Below are 17,655 nucleotides of genomic sequence, written 5' to 3'. Positions count from 1 at the left end.
TCTGCCCCGCCTCTTAGCCCGCTGCGGGCGTTGCGGTCACAAAGCCCTTGCTGGCCGGGCCAGTGGTGGAAGGCGTACCGGCAATCTTGGCAAGGTAGGTATCGCCAAGTTTTTTGATATGCCCGTCAATATTGTCGTAATAGGTCAGGTGGGCCTGCTCCTCGTCAATGATCCGTTCAAAGAGCCGGGCAGAAACAATGTCGCCCGCATCCTTACAGATGGCGAGAAAACCGCTGTAAGCCTCAATGGTGGCTTCTTCCTGATTGGCGTCAGCCTCGTAGATAACGGTCACTTCCTGCCCGGTAACGATCTTGCCGTCTTTCTGGGTAGTGGGCTCGCCGCCCAGTTCCTTGATGCGTTCGGCAAAATTTTCGGCATGACGCATTTCGTCAATGGCGATAAGCTTCATGTTGGCAGCAAGCTCGCCATAATCCATATCGTCCAGATTGTAGTGCTGGTTCATATACTGATGGATGGCGAACAGCTCCATGGCGCGCGCCTTGTTCAGTACTTCGATGACTTTAGCCTTCCGGCTTTCCCTGTTTTCAGCCATGACGCAAGCTCCTTGGTTATAACAGGTTCAAGATGCTATTTGCATAATACGAATAGCAAAATCTCACAAGCAGCCACAGCGCACACGGAAAATATTCGACAATAGTTACTGGGTTATTTCAAGCGATCTCGCGCAGGTTTCGCACACGCCATCGTATTCCACCCGCGAACTCAAAATACTCGCAAAACCCATTGCCTGCATGCCTTCAACTGTGGGGGCCTGCTTGACGTCTTCAACATCGCCAACCCGGCCGCAATAAATGCAGCGAACATGCTGATGGTTTGAAATATCGCCATCAAAACGTTTGGTTGATCCTGCGGCTTCAAGACGGCGGATCTCTCCGCTGTCTGCCAGAAAATCCAGATTCCGGTACACAGTGCCCAGGCTTATTCGGGGCAAACGCTCGCGCACGATGCTGTACAGCTCATCCGCAGTAGGATGGCTCTTGAGCTTGCGCAGTTCTTCCAAAATGACTGCCCGCTGCCGGGTCATTCGTGTTTGTGTTTGAGCCATGCCAGCCTCCAGTGTTGCTAAAAATTACTGTTATCGCGGAATACTGTCAAGCCCAAACTCAACCAAAAGACTAAGACTTCTGCCTGGCGAAAAACAGTGCGCAATGGCTGCTTATCGGGAATATGGTTCCCATGCGGAAAAAAGCCGTGAGGCGGCTCCAGTCCAGCCAGAACGCGCGCCACAAGGGCATAAAAAACATACCATCGCAGTGCGGGTAAATAAATAACTTTCAGAAAAGCGTCAAGGCGTAACCCCAAATTACATCAGTCTACAGGGGCCGCGCTTGCCTAGCCCTTTTCCGCCTGGGGCATATGGCAGAAATGCTCCACAGCTGCGCACGCCGCACCCCACAGGCCACTATTTCCATCGGCGATAAGATAAATAGGAACAGAGGCCGCAATGCCGCCAATATCGGGCACCAGACCAAGTTCTTGCAAAAAGGCCGGATGCGTCAGGCACAGGGGATTTTTGGCGGCGATGCCGCCAGCAATCCACAATCCGCCACGGCAGAGCGTGGTCAGGATCCACTGGCGGCAAAAACGACCCCAAAATCTGGCATACCACAACAGCGTGGGCGTTTCGTGCGACAGCGCCTCTGCACCCACGGCGGGGGGGTAAAAAAACTGGCCGGAAAGATAGTAGTGCAGCACGGAGAGACCCTCGCCGGAAAGCACATTTTCCGCCGTGGGGTAATCTCGTCCCAGTTCGCGCGCTAAAAAAGCCTGATAGGCCTGTTCTTCCGGCCCCACAAAAGCAAAGGCCGTATGCCCGGCCTCCGAGGGCACGGCCAGCCAGCTTCCGGCAGAGTCAGGCCCGCCCGAGCGGACCAGCATGGCAGCGCCAAGGCCAGTGCCAGCGCCAAGCACGGCCCGGGTTTCTCTGGATTCGTCAATGGATCGGGTGCTGCTGCGTACAAGCGCGGCCGCTGTAGCGCAGGGCGTCAGCGTGGCAAAGGCCTGCGCGCTGAAATCGTTGAGCAGCAGGCAGCAGGCCAGGCTGTACTGCTGTGCTACGCCATCAAGATCAACACGCAACTGCCCGTTGGTGAGTTTGCCGCGCAGACCCTTCACAGGCCCGGCAAGGGCAATGACGAGAGAATCACCCGCAGAAAATGGAGACTTCAAAAGCTGCTGCATGGATTGCAGCATATCCTGATCATTACCCAGATCAGCCGACTTTGCCCACACCGCAGTCATAAGCGTGAGATTGCCCTCATACACTATGAACAGGGCAAATCTTGCGTTGGTTCCACCTATATCTGCTGCGAAGATGCGTTGCATGTACGGCTGAAAACTCCGGCGGCTGGTCTAGGTGACATCCCGCTGGTTATCGATTTTGCGCACTATGCCCGTAGTGCTGCAACCGTCTACCAGGCGGGCAAGATAGACCCTGCCGCCCCCCTGCTGCACGACATCGGCCCCAACCACAGTATCAATGGTGTAGTCGCTGCCTTTCACGAGCACATCAGGCCGCAGGGCCGAGATGAGTTCAAACGGGGTATCTTCGTCAAAAAGCACAATGGCGTCCACGTCTGACAGAGCAGCCAGCAGCAAGGCGCGGCTGTTTTCGTTCTGGATGGGACGGGTCGGCCCCTTAAGGCGGCGCACAGAGGCATCGCTGTTGAGTCCCACAATCAGGTGGTCGCCCTGAGCAGCGCTCTGCCGGATAAGGGAAATATGGCCAGGATGCAGCAGATCAAAGCAACCGTTGGTAAAAACCACAGTTTCGTTTTTTCTGCGCCATTCTTCAATTTTTTCAACAAGATTCTTAACGCTAAAAAGCTTGGGATTGTCGGCCTGTTCGCGCAGCGCCTCGTTAAGCTCTGCAATAGACACGGGCGCAGTGCCCATTTTACCCACGGCGACCCCTGCCGCCGCATTGGCAAGGTGCATGCTTTCGGCCCAGGGCAGGCCTTTGCCCACGCATGCTGCCAGAGTGGCAATGGCGGTATCGCCTGCGCCGGAAACATCGGCCACTTCGCGCACTGCGGCGCGGCAGTATACAGGTGCTTCATCAGGGGTGAACAGGGCCATGCCCTTTGGCCCCCGCGTTATAAGCAGGCGGTCAATGCCGTAGCGGGAGCGCAGCTCCCCGGCAAGGGTTTCGCGGCGGGGCCTGCTGAGCGTTACGCCAGCGTCCAGACCGCAGGCGGCGTCAAATTCCCCGGCATTGGGGGTAACGCAGTGCGCTCCGGCATAGCGCCGCCAGTCGCTGCCCTTGGGATCAACCAACACGGCGATGCCAAGACGGCGAGCTTCTTCAATGATTATCTGGCACAAATTGCAGCCGCTGGCCGATTCAAGCAGCACGCCCTTGGCGTAGTCAGAGAGAATAACCGCATGCCGCCCCGGCAACAGGGAAAGAACCTGTTTTTTCAGAGCTTCTGCTTCTTCCGCACCGAGGGGAGCGCTTACTTCCTCGTCAAGACGCAGCAATTGCTGCCCCTGCGCAAGAACGCGCGTCTTGCAGGTGGTGCGGCGGCTGGGCGAAACGGACAGCCCGTCTGCAATTCCCTCAGCCGCGAGCGCCGCGCGCAGGTCGCTGGCTGCGGCATCCTGCCCCACTACGCCAGCCACTGCCACATCAACGCCAAGGCGCACAAGGTTACGCGCCACGTTGGCAGCACCGCCCGGCACAGACCAGCGTTTTGCCGCAGACACCACAGGCACCGGGGCCTCGGGAGAAATCCTTTTGACCTGTCCTGCAATGTAATGGTCAAGCATCACATCGCCCACAACCAGTATGCGTACTCCGTCAAAATTCATGACGCTCTCCCGGCGTGGTTCAGGCCTTGCCGCAGGCTTTTTTGATCAGCTCGGTCAGGCGGGCTTCGGTGCGGTCTGTATCGACAAGGGTGACTACCGACTTGCGGGCGGCCTCGCCAAGACGTTTGCGCTCCTCGGGACGGGAGGCAAGTGCTTCCAGAACGTCCGCCAGCGCGCCCACATTGTCTTGCGGCACAAGGCGTCCATTGCCGCCGTCCGTAATGGCTTCCGCATGGCCCGGCAAATCGCTGGCAACAACCGCAAGACCAAAGGCCAGGGCTTCCACCAGAGCCGAGGGCACACCATCGGCCTCCCCGCCGGTGGTCTTGCGTCCAGGAGCCACAAAAACATCCGCACGGTTGTACATATCCGCCATGTTTTCATGGGGAATCTGCCCGGCAAACTGCACCGAACCACGAAGCCCAAGCCGCCAGACAAGCCAGCGCAAGCGCAGCTTTTCCGGCCCCTGGCCCACAAAGGCCAGTGAAAAGTTCACATTCCTGTCGGCCAGCAGGCGGCAAGCCCGGAGCAGCAGATCGTACCCTTTGCGGCGCGCAATGGTGCCCACTGCCAGCAGGTTGAAATCCGCAGCCTTATCCACATCATTGGCGGCATCGCCCCCAGCGGGAACAGGCATCTGCTCTTCCATATCCTCCGGAGGCGTGAGGGTAAGGGGATCGCGCAGCACGAGCAGTTTGTCTTTCAGCTCGGGCAGCAATTGCAGCATGGCATCGCGCGTGGCCTCTGTATCGCAGCGCACAAATTCTGCATCCGCGCCCTTGGCGGCCCAGTTGAGGCCGGGCTCAGTCATATCCTGAGCGCGCACGGCAAAAGCATACGGCACATGCAGCAGGCGCGAGGCAACCCAGCTGGCGGTTGCCGGGCCGTGGGCCCCTGCCGCGTAGAAAAATTCGATCTTTTCTTCCTGGCCCCAACGCGCCAGCATGGCCCCGGCGCAGAATGCGCGCAGGTGATCCCACCAGCGACGGCCCCAGCGGCCCCGCCCCGGCAGTTTGCGCCAAAGCGCCCATAACTGCGATGAAGATCCACGCATGAGCCTGAGCATACCCAGGCAGGCCGCAAGCACACGCAGCGCGCCAATGCGCCGCACAGCCAGCGGCAGGGCATAGCCCTCGGGATTTCCCAGAAATCCATTATCGCGGATGGCGTAAATACGGGTAAGCAGGCCCGACGCATGCATACGGTGGGCCTCATCCATCAGGCACTGACCGGAGGCCTCTGGAAAGCTCTCGGCAACCATGGCGCCGCGCACCACAGGGGCAACCCCCTGGAGCAGGTTGTGCGAAATGGTGTCGGGCATTTGCGGCAGGTTTCGCTGGCGGCAGTGCAGAATGCCGTCTTCAAGGGTATAGATGCTGTCGCAAAATTCGGCCATCTTGGGGTCATGCGTAACCATAACCATGGAAACGCCGCCCGTATGGCAAAGCGAACGGAAATTATCCATGATAAGGCGGCTGGTTTTGGCGTCCAGCGCGCCCGTGGGTTCGTCAGCCAGCAGGATGCGCGGATTGTTGACCATAGCGCGGGCAATGGCCACGCGCTGCTGCTCGCCGCCCGAAAGGCGGTTGCTGCGGTAGTGCACACGCGCAGAAAGGCGCACAAGTTCAAGAGCGCGGATAACCCGCTCCCAGCGTTCTTCTGGCGGAATTTTCTCAAATATCAGGGGAAATTCAACATTTTCAAACACAGTCGAGTGGTCAAAAAGGTTGCTCGACTGCATGACAAAGCCCATGGTCCCACGGCGAAAACTGGCAGTCTGCTCACGGTCAAGCGTCAGGACATCCTTGCCAAGAATTTGCAAAGAGCCGGAGTCGGGCGCGTGCAACATGCCCAGCACGTGCAGCATGGTGGATTTGCCGCAGCCCGAAGGCCCCATGATGGCCACCATCTCGCCGGGAACAACTTCAATATTCACGCCACGCAGCACCGGTGAAAAACCGGCGTAGCATTTATATAAATCTTTGGCGACTATAACGGGTGCCATGATCCACCTTGTGCATGTGCGGCAGAGCCGCAAGAACGCGGGAAACCCGCGCATTGTGTGCTATTCGAATCGCAGAGCGGTTACCACGTCCATGCGGCTTGCCTGCATGGCAGGGAACAGACCGCCCGCTATGCCAATGACGGCAGAAAAAACGATGCTTCCCACGCTGCTGAAAAACAGCAGCGAATACGAAACACCCGTTCCAAGCGATAAGGAACCGATCTCAACCAGCGCGCAGCCAATAAGAATGCCAAATATGCCGCCAGCAACCGATTTGCACAGGGCCTCGGCCAGAAACTGCGCCAGGATGTCTATATCCGAGCCGCCCATGGCCTTTTTAAGGCCCACTTCGCGCGTTCTGGCCCGAACTGCGGCAAATGTGCCATACCAGATGCCGAAACCGCCAAGCATGAGCGAAGCGGCGATACCAAGCCACAGCAGAGCCTCAACCCACATGAAGGTGGTTTTGATGCGATTGAGTTGATCTTCCTGCGTCTGCACCACGATATAGGGGGCGGACTGATGCTCGCGCACCATCTGAGGAATAATTTTGACAAGCGGCGGCACGTCTTCCCACCCGATGGCGCGGATAAAGAGCCTGCGCACCTTGCCCCGGCCCCAGTTGCGGTCGGCCATGGTGGTATAGGGCAAAAAGCCGCCCTGGCTCCAGCTGCCGAGCATGACGCCGCTGACAACGCCCACCACTTCAAAAACATCCTGCTCCAGAAAGAGCAGCTTGCCTATGGCTTCTTCCGAACCGCCGAATAAATTTCTGGCCGCATCCCTGCCTAGCAGGCATACGCGCCTGTGAGAGTCCACATCTTCCTGATTGAGCAGCCGCCCGGCCGTAAGATCAATAGAGTAAACCTCGGCGAAATACTGGTCGATGCCGATAAAATCCACATTCAGCGTGCGTTCGCCGGTGCCGCGTATGGGGAAAGTTTTATTGTCGCGCAGGTTTCTGCTCACCAGGCTGACGCCGGGCAACTGAGAAAGGGCTTCCACAGTTTCAGGATAAAATTCGCGGTCGGGCTGGCCGGGGTACTGGGCATCATCCATGTATACCTGGATGACGTTGACGCCACCCATGAGCACCATGTCCTGCCCCACCTTGTACCGGATTTCGCGGCCAAGTACCGCCAGGACGATAAACGCCGTGATGCCAAGGGCGATGGAAAGCATCACCCCGAAGCCGCGCTGGCGCACAACCTGCCTGAGGCTGACGCGAATAAGGTCTGACATTGCAATCATGGCGCAATCACTACTCTGACAAAAAACGATAAAAAAAGCCGTGGCTTATGCCGCGCACATGCGCAACGCCATTGCCGCATCCTGCTGTCGGGCTGCATACGATATATTGCATCCGGCCCGTGACAAAAGGGCAAAAGACGATACACGCCACCATGGGTGTATGTCAAAGCCTCTATTTCCATACCCTGTCACGGGCCACATGCGCAAATAAGAAAGAATCTGGCGCACCACGCCTCCATCAGGTGTGGTTTCAAATTGCTACTTCGTTCCCTGACAATGTTCAGAGCGCAGCACTACCCCGCCCTTGCCGACTTCATACCGTATGCCGTGCCAGACAATATCCCACGACTTTATGCTCTGCCAGTAAACAGAGGTGAACATGCGTACGGCGTCCACAAAGGCCATGCACCAGCGCCACAGCGGCACGGGCTTGACAAGCAGACCACGCCACAGATGCAGCGCGCTGACCACCGCCGCCAGCCAGAACAGGCCAAGCAACACTCCAGCGCCGCTGCCCACGTTCACAATCCAGCCCAGAAAGGCCAGGGCCGCGCACACCATGGGCAGGGCCATCATAACACACATGAGACCCAGCAGCTTCCACTGGCCGGGCATGCAGAACTTGAGAAAAAGCACCTGCCTGTCCATCCAGGCCCGCCAGACGGGCGTGGAGTGGTTAACAGCATCGGTCCGCAGCAAAGCACCGGGGCAAAGACGCACCTTTGCGCCACGTACCTGAAGCAAGGCCGTGAGCGAGCAGTCGTCCACCACGTTTTCAAGCCACAACTGCGCCACGCCGTATTTTACGTAGGCCGCTCGGGTCATGGCCATAGCGCCGCCCCACAACTGGGTAAAGGCAGACATGGCTTGCAGGTAGCGCATAAGCATGACGCACAGCGTATAGGCCAGTGTTACGGGCTGGTCGTCGCGCGGCTCCACCACATGATAACCGGTGCTGAACGAAGCCTCGCCCCTGGCCATGGGCGCCGCCAGATGCCGCAGAAAATCAGGTTCCGCCATGTGGGTGCTGTCGCAAAACACATAGACGTCCACTTCATCGCCCAGAGCGGCAATACCCTGAAGGCTGTTATGGTTTTTTTGCCCGCAACCCGTGGCGGTGCCTGCCACCACATGGCGCAGAGCGGGAAAATCCTGCTTGAGTCTGCCCACAAGCTCGGCGGCGGGTTCATTTTCTTCCGCAGTAACGAGCACGGGGACAAAACGGGGATAATCCTGGGTCAAAAGGCTGCGCAACGCGCCTTCCATACGCGGATCGCGCCCGGCCACAGGCACAATCATACCCACCGATGGCCATTTGTCTTCAGGTATGGCGCGGTTGGCCTCGGCTTCTTCCTCAATACGGCGGGGCATGCTTTCGCCCCTGCGGGCCAGAATATACAACAGAGCGCATTGGGAGGTGGCCAGCAAAAACCATATCCAGAACATAGGCACTCCTTCATGTTATTGTTGAATGGATCAGCAATCGGCAGCAAGGGCATGACCCTTTGCAGCGCTTGCAGCAACCGCGTATTCAGGCAAGCCATGCCGGAGCAGGACGTAAAAACGCCCTGTCCCAGCTCAAATTCTATTGGGGCAAGGGGGCGCAGTCTTCCGGCGCAAGCGGCGCATCGTGGATGCGCTTGCCCTCCAGACGTACGTTCATGCCGTTCTTCAGGCTGATGACGCCCTCGACTTTTTCGGCAGAAGCAAGACGCCCCTTGAATGAATGCCCGGATGAATGGTGCGCCTCAATATCATTGTTACGCACCGTTCCATCTATGTGGTACACGTCAACCTTGCCGTTGTACAGACGCAGGTGCACCACGCCGCGCACCGTGCCCTGAGCGGAAACACACACGCCCACACGGTATGTTGATGAATAGAGCGAGCCTGTCCAGAGTTCGCGCACTTCCACAGGGGCGTTGGCAGCAGACGGCGTTGCCGTGGCTGTGCCTCCGGCAGTAGGGGGCGTACTTTTCTGTTCGCCGTGCTGTTCCACCTGGGAGCCGGGATTTTGGTCCTGCGTGGTTTGAACTTCGGCAGCGCGAGCCGCAAAAACACCCACGGTCATCAGGCAAAAGCAAACGCAAAGCGCCGCAAGACACAAAACTGCATATTTCAGCCGCGCGCGCCTGAGCCGTATTGCCCGCGTTGCCTGTGCAGCCCTGGAGCATACACGCAGTGAATTTTGATCTAATTCCATATATACCTGCGCCTTCCGCACTTGGGCAGAAGACTGATTGACAAGTTCAGCCGTCAGTTGCGGCGCAAGCCGGCAAAAACGGCCTGATGCGCCTCCACCATGGCAGTGAAGGAAAAATCCCGCTCCACGCGCAAACGCCCGGCCTGCCCCATGGCATCGCACAATGCGCCGTCTTCAAGCAGACGGCAGCAGTTCTCCGCCAGGGCCGCCACATCGCCAGCATGCGAAAGCAGGCCATTCTGGCCGTTTTCCACCAGCCGGGGAATGCCGCCAACAGATGTAGCGCACACAGGCAGGCCGCAGGCCATGGCCTCAAGGATCACATTGGGCTGGCCTTCGCGCACGGATGACAGTGCGAAGATACGTCCAGCTGCATAGTGCCCGCGCATATCAAGCCCACCGGGGATAAAGTCCACGTTGCTTCCGGCGGCATGATCCTTGGCCCACTGGTGCAGATTGGCTTCTTCCGGGCCATCCCCCACAATGCGCAAACGCGCCGAGGGGTAGCGTTGCAGCACAATCTCAAAGGCGCGCAAGAGGGTCAGGTGATCCTTGTCGCCCGCAAGGCGCGCCACGCAGACGATCCCGGGGGCACGAGCCGAGGGCGCAGCCCCGGACGGCGCAAAAAATTCCGTATCCACCCCGTTGGGGATGTAACTCAAACGGGATTGCGGCAAGCCGAAATACAACAAAATTTCATGCAGTGCTTCGGAATTGCAGATCATATGATCCGTAAGCCGCCAAAGCCAGCGTTCATGCTGTCGCTTGGGGCCGCCGCCGCCACGGCAGGTTCCCACAATACGCGGGGCTTTTTTTTCGCCAAGCCAGCCCAGCCGCCCCCAGATGCGCCCCCAGATATTGGGTAGGGCCGTGCAAGGCACGATGACATCTGGCTGCAACCTGCGCAGCTTTGAATACAGGGCGGCAAAAAACAGGGGCGGCACCTTGCGGTCATGCCCCATGTGGTGCAGCTCTATGCCCGCATCCCGCGCGGCTTCATCCAGGTCAGTGGGGCCAGTGAGCGTAAGCATGACCGGCGTAAAACGTGTGCGGTCCAGGCGGCGGGCCAGTTCAAGGGTCTGGCGTTGCGTTCCGCCATAACAAAGATCCTCCATAAAGAAGAGGATGCGCTGTGGGATGGTCATGCTTCTCCTTCAGATAACCGGACGGCTGAAAGTTGCGGCGCAAAAGCCGAACAGCCGTATGCATTATTGTATGCATTCCGCCCGGTTTTGCAAGACCGCCCAAGCCACCACCTAATATTACACTTAAAATACACGCAATTTTTTATACCGCCTGAGGCAGGCCCCCCAGGTGAGCGGCTCGAGAGCGCCCATGATTGCCATGCGCCCTGCTTGGGCTTACAGTTAAGGAATGACTGACTGCACCAATGACACATCCTTTAATAATCAGGCTGACAAACCCGCCCTGCGGGTGATTGTGAGCCTTGATGTGGAAGAAGAGGGGCTATTTTCCGGCAATTATGCGGCGAGAGGTTGCGGCGTGCGCAATGTGGCCCTGCTGCGCAGGCTTGCCCCCCTCACCAGTGAGCTGGGCTTCCCGCTCACGCTGTTTTGCGCGCACACGGTTTTTGCCAATGCCGAGGCCTGTTCCCATCTGGCCTGGATGCGCGACCACTGCGATGCGGAAATAGCCGCGCACCTGCACCACTGGAGCACGCCACCGCTTGGGGACGACACGACCCAGCCCGCCCCGGAAAAACAGGGGCCGCCCACCCGCACAGACCGCCTGCCGCGAGAATTGCTGCGCCAGCGCCTGCGTACCCTGCTGGATGCCGGACGCGAATTCCAGGGCGCGGATCTGACCAGCTTCCGCATGGGACGCTGGGATCTCAAATCCACTGTTCGCCCCCTGCTGGCGGAGGAAGGCATCACCTTTGACAGTTCGGTGTGCCCCTTGCGTGTTTTCCATGACGGGCCGGATCATTTCCTTGCGCCCTCCGACCCGTACTGGCTTGAGGACGCCCCCGGCCTGCTGGAGTCGCCGGTCACACAGATTCCGCTTTCGCGCACGCTGGCCCGGCTGTGGCATGGTTGCGCCAAAGGCGCGGCCTGGACCGATTCCTTTCATTTCTGGGGAGCATTGAGCCCCAACCCGGTATGGCACAGCACCGCCGTCATGCGGGCGGCTACGCGCCTGCACATGGCACGCGGCGGACGGGTTTTGAGCCTGTTCTGGCATTCGTCAGAAATGCTGGCCGGCGGCTCGCCCAATATCCCCGATCAAAAAGCCGCCGATGCCCTGTACACAAAAATTTATGATTTTCTGGCGTGGCTGACGGGCAATTACGCAGTGCGCGGGCTCACCGCCGCCCAACTGCGAGAGCAAGCCCCCGGCCTTGATTTCGGCCCTCGCCCGGCAGGCAAAGGGGACTGGTGATGCAGCGCGTGGTCTTTGTGCTGCTTGATGGCCTTGCCGCCGCCACGGCCCGCCGCTGCATGAGTTACATGCAGTCGCTCGCCGATGCGGGGCTGGCACGCCATACGGAGTTGCAAGGCGAACTGCCGCCGCTCTCCCGCCCCATTTACGCCACACTGCTCACAGGTCTGCGCCCGGCGCAAAGCGGCATTATGCATAATGATGATGCCCGGCTCTGCCCCGCGCCAACCATTTTCAGCCGCGCGCAGGCCGCAGGCCTGACCACCGCCGCCGCTGCCTACCACTGGATGAGCGAATTGTGCAACGTGGCCCCCTTTGAGCCGGGGCGCGACCGTATTACAGACGATGCGGCCCTGCCCATTGCCCACGGCCTGTTTTACTGCACCGATGCCTACCCGGACGATGAGATTTTTCACGATGCGGCCTGCCTGCGGCGGCGCCATGAACCGCATCTGCTGCTGGCGCACAGCATGGGCATTGACAACGCAGGCCATCTGCACGGCGCAGACAGCAAGAAATACCGGGATGCCGCCCGCAGGGCCGATGGGCTGCTGGCCCGCTGGCTGCCGGAATGGACGGCGGCAGGCTATGCGGTTCTGGTCACCAGCGATCACGGCATGGACGATGACGGCAGCCACAACGACAACAGCGAAGCCACCCGGCGGGTTCCCCTGTGGCTGACGGGCGAAGGATTTAAAAACACCCCGTTGCCCACAGATCAGACGCAGATTGCAGGGCTTGTATGCCGTGCGCTCGGCATTGAATAACCCCTGCACCTCCACCAAGCTCATGCGACAGAACATGTTTAACGGCTATGTATGGATTTTGCTGGCGGCCCTGCTGTGGTCGCTGCTGGGTGTTGTTTCCAAGTTTTGCCAGTATGCGGGCGTATTGCCGCTTGAAACGGCCTTTTGGCGGGCGGCCATAGGCTGCGCTTTCTTTTTGGCGCACGCCGCTTTGACCGGGGGGCTGCGCATTCCCTTACGCCATGCCCTGACGTTTATGCTTTTTGGCGCATGGGGCGTTGGGGTGTTTTTCGGTGCCATGCAAATGGCCATCAAGCTCAGCGGCGGCGCAACCGCCGTGGTGCTGCTGTATACTGCCCCGGTGTGGGTGGCTGTTTTTTCGCGCTTTTTGTTTGGCGAACACATAACACGGCGCAAGGCGCTGGCCGTGCTCATTGCCCTTTCCGGCACGGCGCTGGTCTGTTTTTCCGGCGGCAGCCTGCCAGGCGAAACATCCCTTGAGGGCATTGGCTTTGGCCTGCTCTCCGGCCTGTGCTATGCCACGCACTATCCCTTTTACCGCTGGTGGCAACGCCGTTATTCCACAGCCAGTATTTATGGCTTCATGCTGCTGGGTGGTGTGGTGGCTCTGGGCTTCAGCGGCCCGGTGCATGTGGATCACGCCCCGGACACATGGGGTTGGCTGTTCGCCCTGGGGCTGCTCACCTGCTACATGGCCTACATCTGCTACGGGCAAGGGTTGAAACGCATCAGCCTTGTGCGGGCAGCAGTTACCTGCCATCTGGAGCCGGTGCTCGGCACTCTTTGGGTCTGGCTGTTCTGGAATGAAAGTTTCAGCGCGTCCGGCTGGTTGGGCGGCGCGCTGGTTCTCAGTGCGGTATTTCTGCTGACCACTGACAAAACCAGCGAATAGTGCGGATCGCTGGATGCCATTGCGCTGACACCCCAAGCCACCAAATACAACCTCGTCCACCAAATACAAACCCCATCAGACTTTCAAAGAAGCAGCGTACGGACTGCCGTGCTTTGTTTGCCTGATGGGGTATATTTATCGGGCTGATCTTGCCCTGACAGATTGAAGTATTAGTGCTGACCGATCACATCCAGAAATACCAGCGGTACGCTACCGCTGCATTTGAGCGCATGAGCATCGCCAGGACGGGCGATGGTGATGTCGCCGCCTTTCACCGGAGTTTCCTTGCCCGCGCTGTCGGTGAACACGCCCTCGCCGGAAACGATGATGTAGGCGTCTTCATTGTTTTCATGCTTGTGCATGCCAATGGAAGCGCCCGGTTGCAAAGTCATCCAGCCGATTTCCTTGATGACCATGTCCTTGGAGGCGTCGTTGCGGGTAAAGCCGAACTGACCAAACAAGGTTCCCTGACCGCCCGCCACGTTATCGCGGTTCCAGGTTTTCAAGGAATCCTTTGGGTAGAGCTGCGGTTCGCCCGCAAGAGCCGTTCCGGCAAATACCAGTGAACACAGCGCTGCGGCAAAAAGCATCTTTTTCATGATCACACTCCCGTTACATGAACACACTCTATAAATGCATATAACGCAATGGAATCAAAGAACAATAAACACATATCGGCACGCAGGCGGCAAACTGCTGCTGACGGCCTGACCATACGCCCGCTCAATACCGCCCGCAAGTGAATAATTTCCCAATCAAAGCGCCATACTGTCACCCTTACAGGCCTTGCCCCTTGTGGCCTGCGCATGCTTGGTGTATAGGCAAAAGCCTACGCCCTGCCGAATGTGCAAACATGGCGGCACGGTTGCATATTTATGGAGCAAGCCCGCTCCGTACAGCAAAAAATTCACGCATGGAGGCTGCGTTCCTGATGCCCTTGCCCAGGGCATACGCAGAACATTATGAGCAATATCATTCTGACCGGGGATCGCCCCACGGGTAAGCTGCACATCGGACACTTCGCCGGATCGCTCAAGCAGCGCGTTTTGCTGCAAAATTCTGGCAAATTTGATGAAATCTACATCATGCTGGCCGATGCGCAGGCTCTGACCGACAATGCCGACAATCCTGAAAAAGTGCGCAACAACATTCTTGAAGTGGCGTTGGACTACCTTGCCTGCGGCATTGACCCGGAAAAGTCCTCCATCTTCATTCAGTCCCAGTTGCCGCAGCTTTATGAACTGAGCTTCCACTACATGAACCTTGTCACCGTGTCGCGCCTCCAGCGCAACCCCACGGTCAAGGCAGAGATTGCCCAGAAAAATTTTGAGCAGAGCATCCCCGTGGGATTCTTCACCTACCCCATCAGCCAGGCGGCAGACATCACGGCTTTTGAAGCCACCGCCGTGCCGGTAGGCGAAGACCAGAAGCCCATGCTGGAACAGACCGTGGAAATCGTGCGCAAGTTCAACAGCACCTACGGCGAAACCCTGGTGGAACCGCAGATCCTGCTGGAACAGAACGCCGCCTGCCTGCGCCTGCCCGGCATTGACGGCAAGGCCAAGATGAGCAAGTCCATCGGCAACTGCATCTATCTGAGCGACTCCGAGAAGGAAGTTCACGACAAGATTTTCAGCATGTTCACCGACCCTGGCCACCTCAAGGCTTCCGATCCCGGCAAGATTGAGGGCAATACCGTGTTCACCTATCTGGACGCCTTTGCCGTGCCGGAAGACTTTGCCAAGTTCAATTCACCCTACCCCAATCTGGACGAAATGAAGGCCCACTACCAGCGCGGCGGCCTTGGAGACGTGGCGGTGAAGAAGTTCCTCAACGAAGTCATGCAGCAGATCCTCGGCCCCATCCGCACCCGCAGGCAGCAATACGAACAGGACATTCCTTTCGTCATTGACGTGCTCAAGAAAGGTACGGAAAAGGCCTATGACAAGGCCGCCAAAACCCTTGAAAAGGTTCGCCGGGCCATGAAGCTGAACCACTTTGAAGCGGGCCTCAAGCTGCAATCCAAGTAAACAGCCCACTCAGACGGGTTGCCCGAAGCGCAAATGATTGTGCGCCGTACCATACCAGCCATCCCCGGCAGTGCCAGCAGGCAGTGCCGGGGATTTTTGCTTCTTCTGCGGTGCGCTACGCATACAGGCTTGACATTAGTTCTATATCGAAATAAATTCCCCACATGAAGACCGATCACATTGTTGCCCTCATAGGCCGGGTGCGCGAGCAGGCCAACAATCTTATTGTCGCTGAGCTTGAAAAGCGAGGGCACGGCGGCATGGCCCCATCTCACGGCGCCATTTTGCAGGCCCTGTTTACGCGCGGCCCCATGCATATGAGCGCGCTTGCCGAGGCCATAGGCAAACAAAAAAACACCGTGACCACGCTGGTCGGCAAACTGGAGCAGGCGGGCTACGTAACCAAATCTCCCTCGCAGGAAGATTCGCGGGTTACGCTGGTTTCGCTTTCCGGCAAAGCGCTTGCTGCCAAGGCTGATTTTGACGCCATCTCCCAGACGCTGCTGGAAGCCGTGTGGGGCGACATGCCCCACGCCGACAGGGAAGCCCTTGTTGCAGGGCTGGAAAGAGTGCTGCGCAACATCAGCCTGAAAACCATATTCTGATACCCGCAAAAGCATCCAACGCGCGGTGCCTTGGATGTTTTTTTGTGAAACAATAGTTCGACATAGAACAAAAAGGAGAACATCATGCAAAAGGTTATTGATTTTCTTGCAGCCAACACCACGGTTTTTCTTGCCACTTCTGATTCCGGCGCGGCCCGCGTACGGCCCTTCCAGTTTCAGTTTGCGGAAAATGGCCGCCTGTGGTTCTGCACTGCGCGCTCAAAAGAAACCTTTGCCCAGTTGCAGAGCGATCCCCGGCTGGAACTTGCCTGCATGTCGCCCAAGATGGAAACCCTGCGTGTAAAAGGTCAGGCCAATCTGGACGATGACATGGCGATCAAGCGACGCATCATTGAAAGCAACGGCCTTGTGCGCTCAATCTACGGCTCGGCAGAAAACCCTGATTTTACGGTTTTCAGCGTTGATCACGGTACGGCCTTCATGTTTGATTTCAGCGGCAATCCGCCTCAGTCTTTCAGCTTCTAACACGATAAAAACGCACCTTCAGTTCCGCATGTCACGCAGGGGTACTCTCTGTGGCTGGCATGAGTGGCTGAAGGTGCAGCCTCGGCAATAGTCATACCCTGCCTCTATGAGCACATCGGTTGCTTCGGATCGGCTTGCGGAGGTATACAGGATTGCGGGCAAAAGCTCAGTGACTTTTTCTCCCTCGGGGGCTGCATGTATACTTTTGATCTTTTATGTTTCTGCATTTCCGTGACTCTGTACACCGCTTATAATCTCTACATCCGTTTAAGGGAATCATCCAATCCCGGCTACACAATCCACGGCATATCGCGGACCGCAAGGGTTAAGTGGGTGGCGTCCATTCTTGAAAAAAAGAATGGCATTCTTGCCGTGCAAACCCTGCGTAACGCCACCATGGCCTCCACCTTCATGGCCTCAACAAGCGTTTTGCTGGCTGTGGGGGTGCTCTCCCTTACAGGCAATGGGGAAAATGTCAGGCATACATGGCACTCGCTTAACTTTTTTGGTTCTGTGGAGCCGGGCATGTTTGCCTTCAAGATTCTTGCCCTTTTGCTGAATTTTTTTCTGGCTTTTTTTTGCTTTGCCTCATCTCTCAGGCTCTACACGCATGTGGCCTTTATGCTGGGCGCGGAAGCCGACCAACACGATTCCGATCAGCTTGGCAGCATGTCAGAAAAATACCTGAATATGGGCGCAAACCATTTTTATTTGGGAATGCGCGCCTTCTATTTCACCGTGCCGCTGGTTTTCTGGATTTTTGGCGCGCAGTTCATGATTTTTGGCACTGCGTTTCTGATCAGCATCATCTTTATTCTTGATAAAACGCCACAACACAAAGAGAGTTAGATATTATCTTGAAATATCTTTCCATTCTATTCTTAATAATCTCGTAAAAAAATTCTGAATTTAAGTACAAGTTAACGCAGCTATATGTGTATTAATTTTAATTTTTTATTAATACAATCATGTAAATAAAGCATCCTGACAAAAATAACAGTACGTGCGAGAACATTATCAAATTTCTATAACTCACTTCAATCTTCATCTTTGCAGTACAGCGTATTCAACTGCCTAATATAAACGCTTCGTGCAAGCATAATTAACGGCGTACTCACCACTGTTATCACTAGCATGCAGTTTTTATATGCAGTTTATTTAGGTATGCGCATTGTTTTAACCTTG

The 17,655-nt window shown here is 57.2% G+C and carries 17 protein-coding genes; 7 read left to right on the top strand and 10 right to left on the bottom strand.

The features are described 5' to 3' along the window. Positions 1 to 13: 13 nt before the first annotated feature. The 9 genes from ACUZ79_RS07985 to ACUZ79_RS07945 form a co-directional block, all read right to left on the bottom strand. Positions 14 to 553, bottom strand: a complete 540-nt coding sequence (locus ACUZ79_RS07985; RefSeq protein ID WP_449251250.1) for a bacterioferritin — start codon at positions 551 to 553, stop codon at positions 14 to 16. Positions 554 to 658: 105 nt separating this feature from the next. After that, entirely contained in the window at positions 659 to 1,066 is a 408-nt protein-coding gene (locus tag ACUZ79_RS07980) for a Fur family transcriptional regulator (RefSeq protein ID WP_022659167.1), read from the bottom strand. A 287-nt stretch (positions 1,067 to 1,353) separates the two neighbouring features. Continuing rightward, the gene (locus tag ACUZ79_RS07975; RefSeq protein ID WP_449251249.1) at positions 1,354 to 2,346 is read right to left on the bottom strand and encodes a glucokinase; all 993 of its coding nucleotides are present in this window, start codon (positions 2,344 to 2,346) and stop codon (positions 1,354 to 1,356) included. Positions 2,347 to 2,373: 27 nt separating this feature from the next. After that, positions 2,374 to 3,831, bottom strand: coding sequence for a D-glycero-beta-D-manno-heptose-7-phosphate kinase (gene rfaE1, locus ACUZ79_RS07970; RefSeq protein WP_449251248.1), 1,458 nt, complete (start codon positions 3,829 to 3,831; stop codon positions 2,374 to 2,376). Between the two features lie 19 nt (positions 3,832 to 3,850). Next, positions 3,851 to 5,836, bottom strand: coding sequence for a glycosyltransferase (locus ACUZ79_RS07965; protein ID WP_449251247.1), 1,986 nt, complete (start codon positions 5,834 to 5,836; stop codon positions 3,851 to 3,853). Positions 5,837 to 5,896: 60 nt separating this feature from the next. Continuing rightward, positions 5,897 to 7,087: an ABC transporter permease gene (locus tag ACUZ79_RS07960; RefSeq protein WP_449251246.1), complete on the bottom strand. Its 1,191-nt coding sequence runs from the start codon at positions 7,085 to 7,087 to the stop codon at positions 5,897 to 5,899. Between the two features lie 258 nt (positions 7,088 to 7,345). Further along, positions 7,346 to 8,533 (bottom strand): glycosyltransferase family 2 protein, encoded by a 1,188-nt coding sequence (locus ACUZ79_RS07955; protein ID WP_240825865.1) that lies wholly within the window; start codon positions 8,531 to 8,533, stop codon positions 7,346 to 7,348. A gap of 139 nt (positions 8,534 to 8,672) precedes the next feature. Next, positions 8,673 to 9,158 carry a hypothetical protein gene (locus ACUZ79_RS07950; RefSeq protein WP_240825867.1) on the bottom strand — a complete coding sequence of 162 codons (486 nt, stop codon included), beginning with the start codon at positions 9,156 to 9,158 and terminating at the stop codon, positions 8,673 to 8,675. Between the two features lie 185 nt (positions 9,159 to 9,343). Beyond that, positions 9,344 to 10,435: a glycosyltransferase gene (locus ACUZ79_RS07945; RefSeq protein ID WP_449251245.1), complete on the bottom strand. Its 1,092-nt coding sequence runs from the start codon at positions 10,433 to 10,435 to the stop codon at positions 9,344 to 9,346. A gap of 229 nt (positions 10,436 to 10,664) precedes the next feature. On the opposite strand from ACUZ79_RS07945, the gene ACUZ79_RS07940 reads away from it, so the two are divergent. The 3 genes from ACUZ79_RS07940 to ACUZ79_RS07930 are packed head-to-tail and all read left to right on the top strand — an operon-like array spanning position 10,665 to position 13,349. After that, positions 10,665 to 11,690, top strand: a complete 1,026-nt coding sequence (locus ACUZ79_RS07940) for a hypothetical protein (protein ID WP_449251244.1) — start codon at positions 10,665 to 10,667, stop codon at positions 11,688 to 11,690. Beyond that, a complete protein-coding gene (locus ACUZ79_RS07935) occupies positions 11,690 to 12,457 on the top strand; it encodes an alkaline phosphatase family protein (RefSeq protein WP_449251243.1) in 768 nt (255 codons plus the stop codon). The genes ACUZ79_RS07940 and ACUZ79_RS07935 overlap by 1 nt, the downstream gene beginning before the upstream one ends. Next, the gene (locus tag ACUZ79_RS07930) at positions 12,420 to 13,349 is read left to right on the top strand and encodes a DMT family transporter (protein ID WP_449251242.1); all 930 of its coding nucleotides are present in this window, start codon (positions 12,420 to 12,422) and stop codon (positions 13,347 to 13,349) included. The genes ACUZ79_RS07935 and ACUZ79_RS07930 overlap by 38 nt, the downstream gene beginning before the upstream one ends. A 170-nt stretch (positions 13,350 to 13,519) precedes the next feature. Here the strand turns inward: ACUZ79_RS07930 and ACUZ79_RS07925 are convergent, their stop codons facing one another. Continuing rightward, positions 13,520 to 13,948 carry a cupin domain-containing protein gene (locus ACUZ79_RS07925; RefSeq protein WP_449251241.1) on the bottom strand — a complete coding sequence of 143 codons (429 nt, stop codon included), beginning with the start codon at positions 13,946 to 13,948 and terminating at the stop codon, positions 13,520 to 13,522. A 363-nt stretch (positions 13,949 to 14,311) separates the two neighbouring features. Here ACUZ79_RS07925 and trpS point away from each other — a divergent pair, with 363 nt between their 5' ends. From trpS to ACUZ79_RS07905, 4 genes are all read left to right on the top strand, one after another. After that, entirely contained in the window at positions 14,312 to 15,379 is a 1,068-nt protein-coding gene (gene trpS / locus ACUZ79_RS07920) for a tryptophan--tRNA ligase (protein WP_209819116.1), read from the top strand. A 164-nt stretch (positions 15,380 to 15,543) separates the two neighbouring features. Next, positions 15,544 to 15,984, top strand: a complete 441-nt coding sequence (locus ACUZ79_RS07915) for a MarR family winged helix-turn-helix transcriptional regulator (RefSeq protein ID WP_449251239.1) — start codon at positions 15,544 to 15,546, stop codon at positions 15,982 to 15,984. An 84-nt stretch (positions 15,985 to 16,068) separates the two neighbouring features. Continuing rightward, positions 16,069 to 16,470, top strand: coding sequence for a pyridoxamine 5'-phosphate oxidase family protein (locus tag ACUZ79_RS07910; protein WP_449251238.1), 402 nt, complete (start codon positions 16,069 to 16,071; stop codon positions 16,468 to 16,470). Between the two features lie 195 nt (positions 16,471 to 16,665). Further along, the gene (locus ACUZ79_RS07905; RefSeq protein WP_449251237.1) at positions 16,666 to 17,319 is read left to right on the top strand and encodes a DUF599 domain-containing protein; all 654 of its coding nucleotides are present in this window, start codon (positions 16,666 to 16,668) and stop codon (positions 17,317 to 17,319) included. Positions 17,320 to 17,655 lie beyond the last annotated feature (336 nt).

The organism is Desulfovibrio faecalis (genome assembly GCF_053570625.1).
The sequence above is the reverse complement of the archived record's forward strand: the minus strand, read 5'-3'. Positions and strand labels throughout refer to the sequence as shown.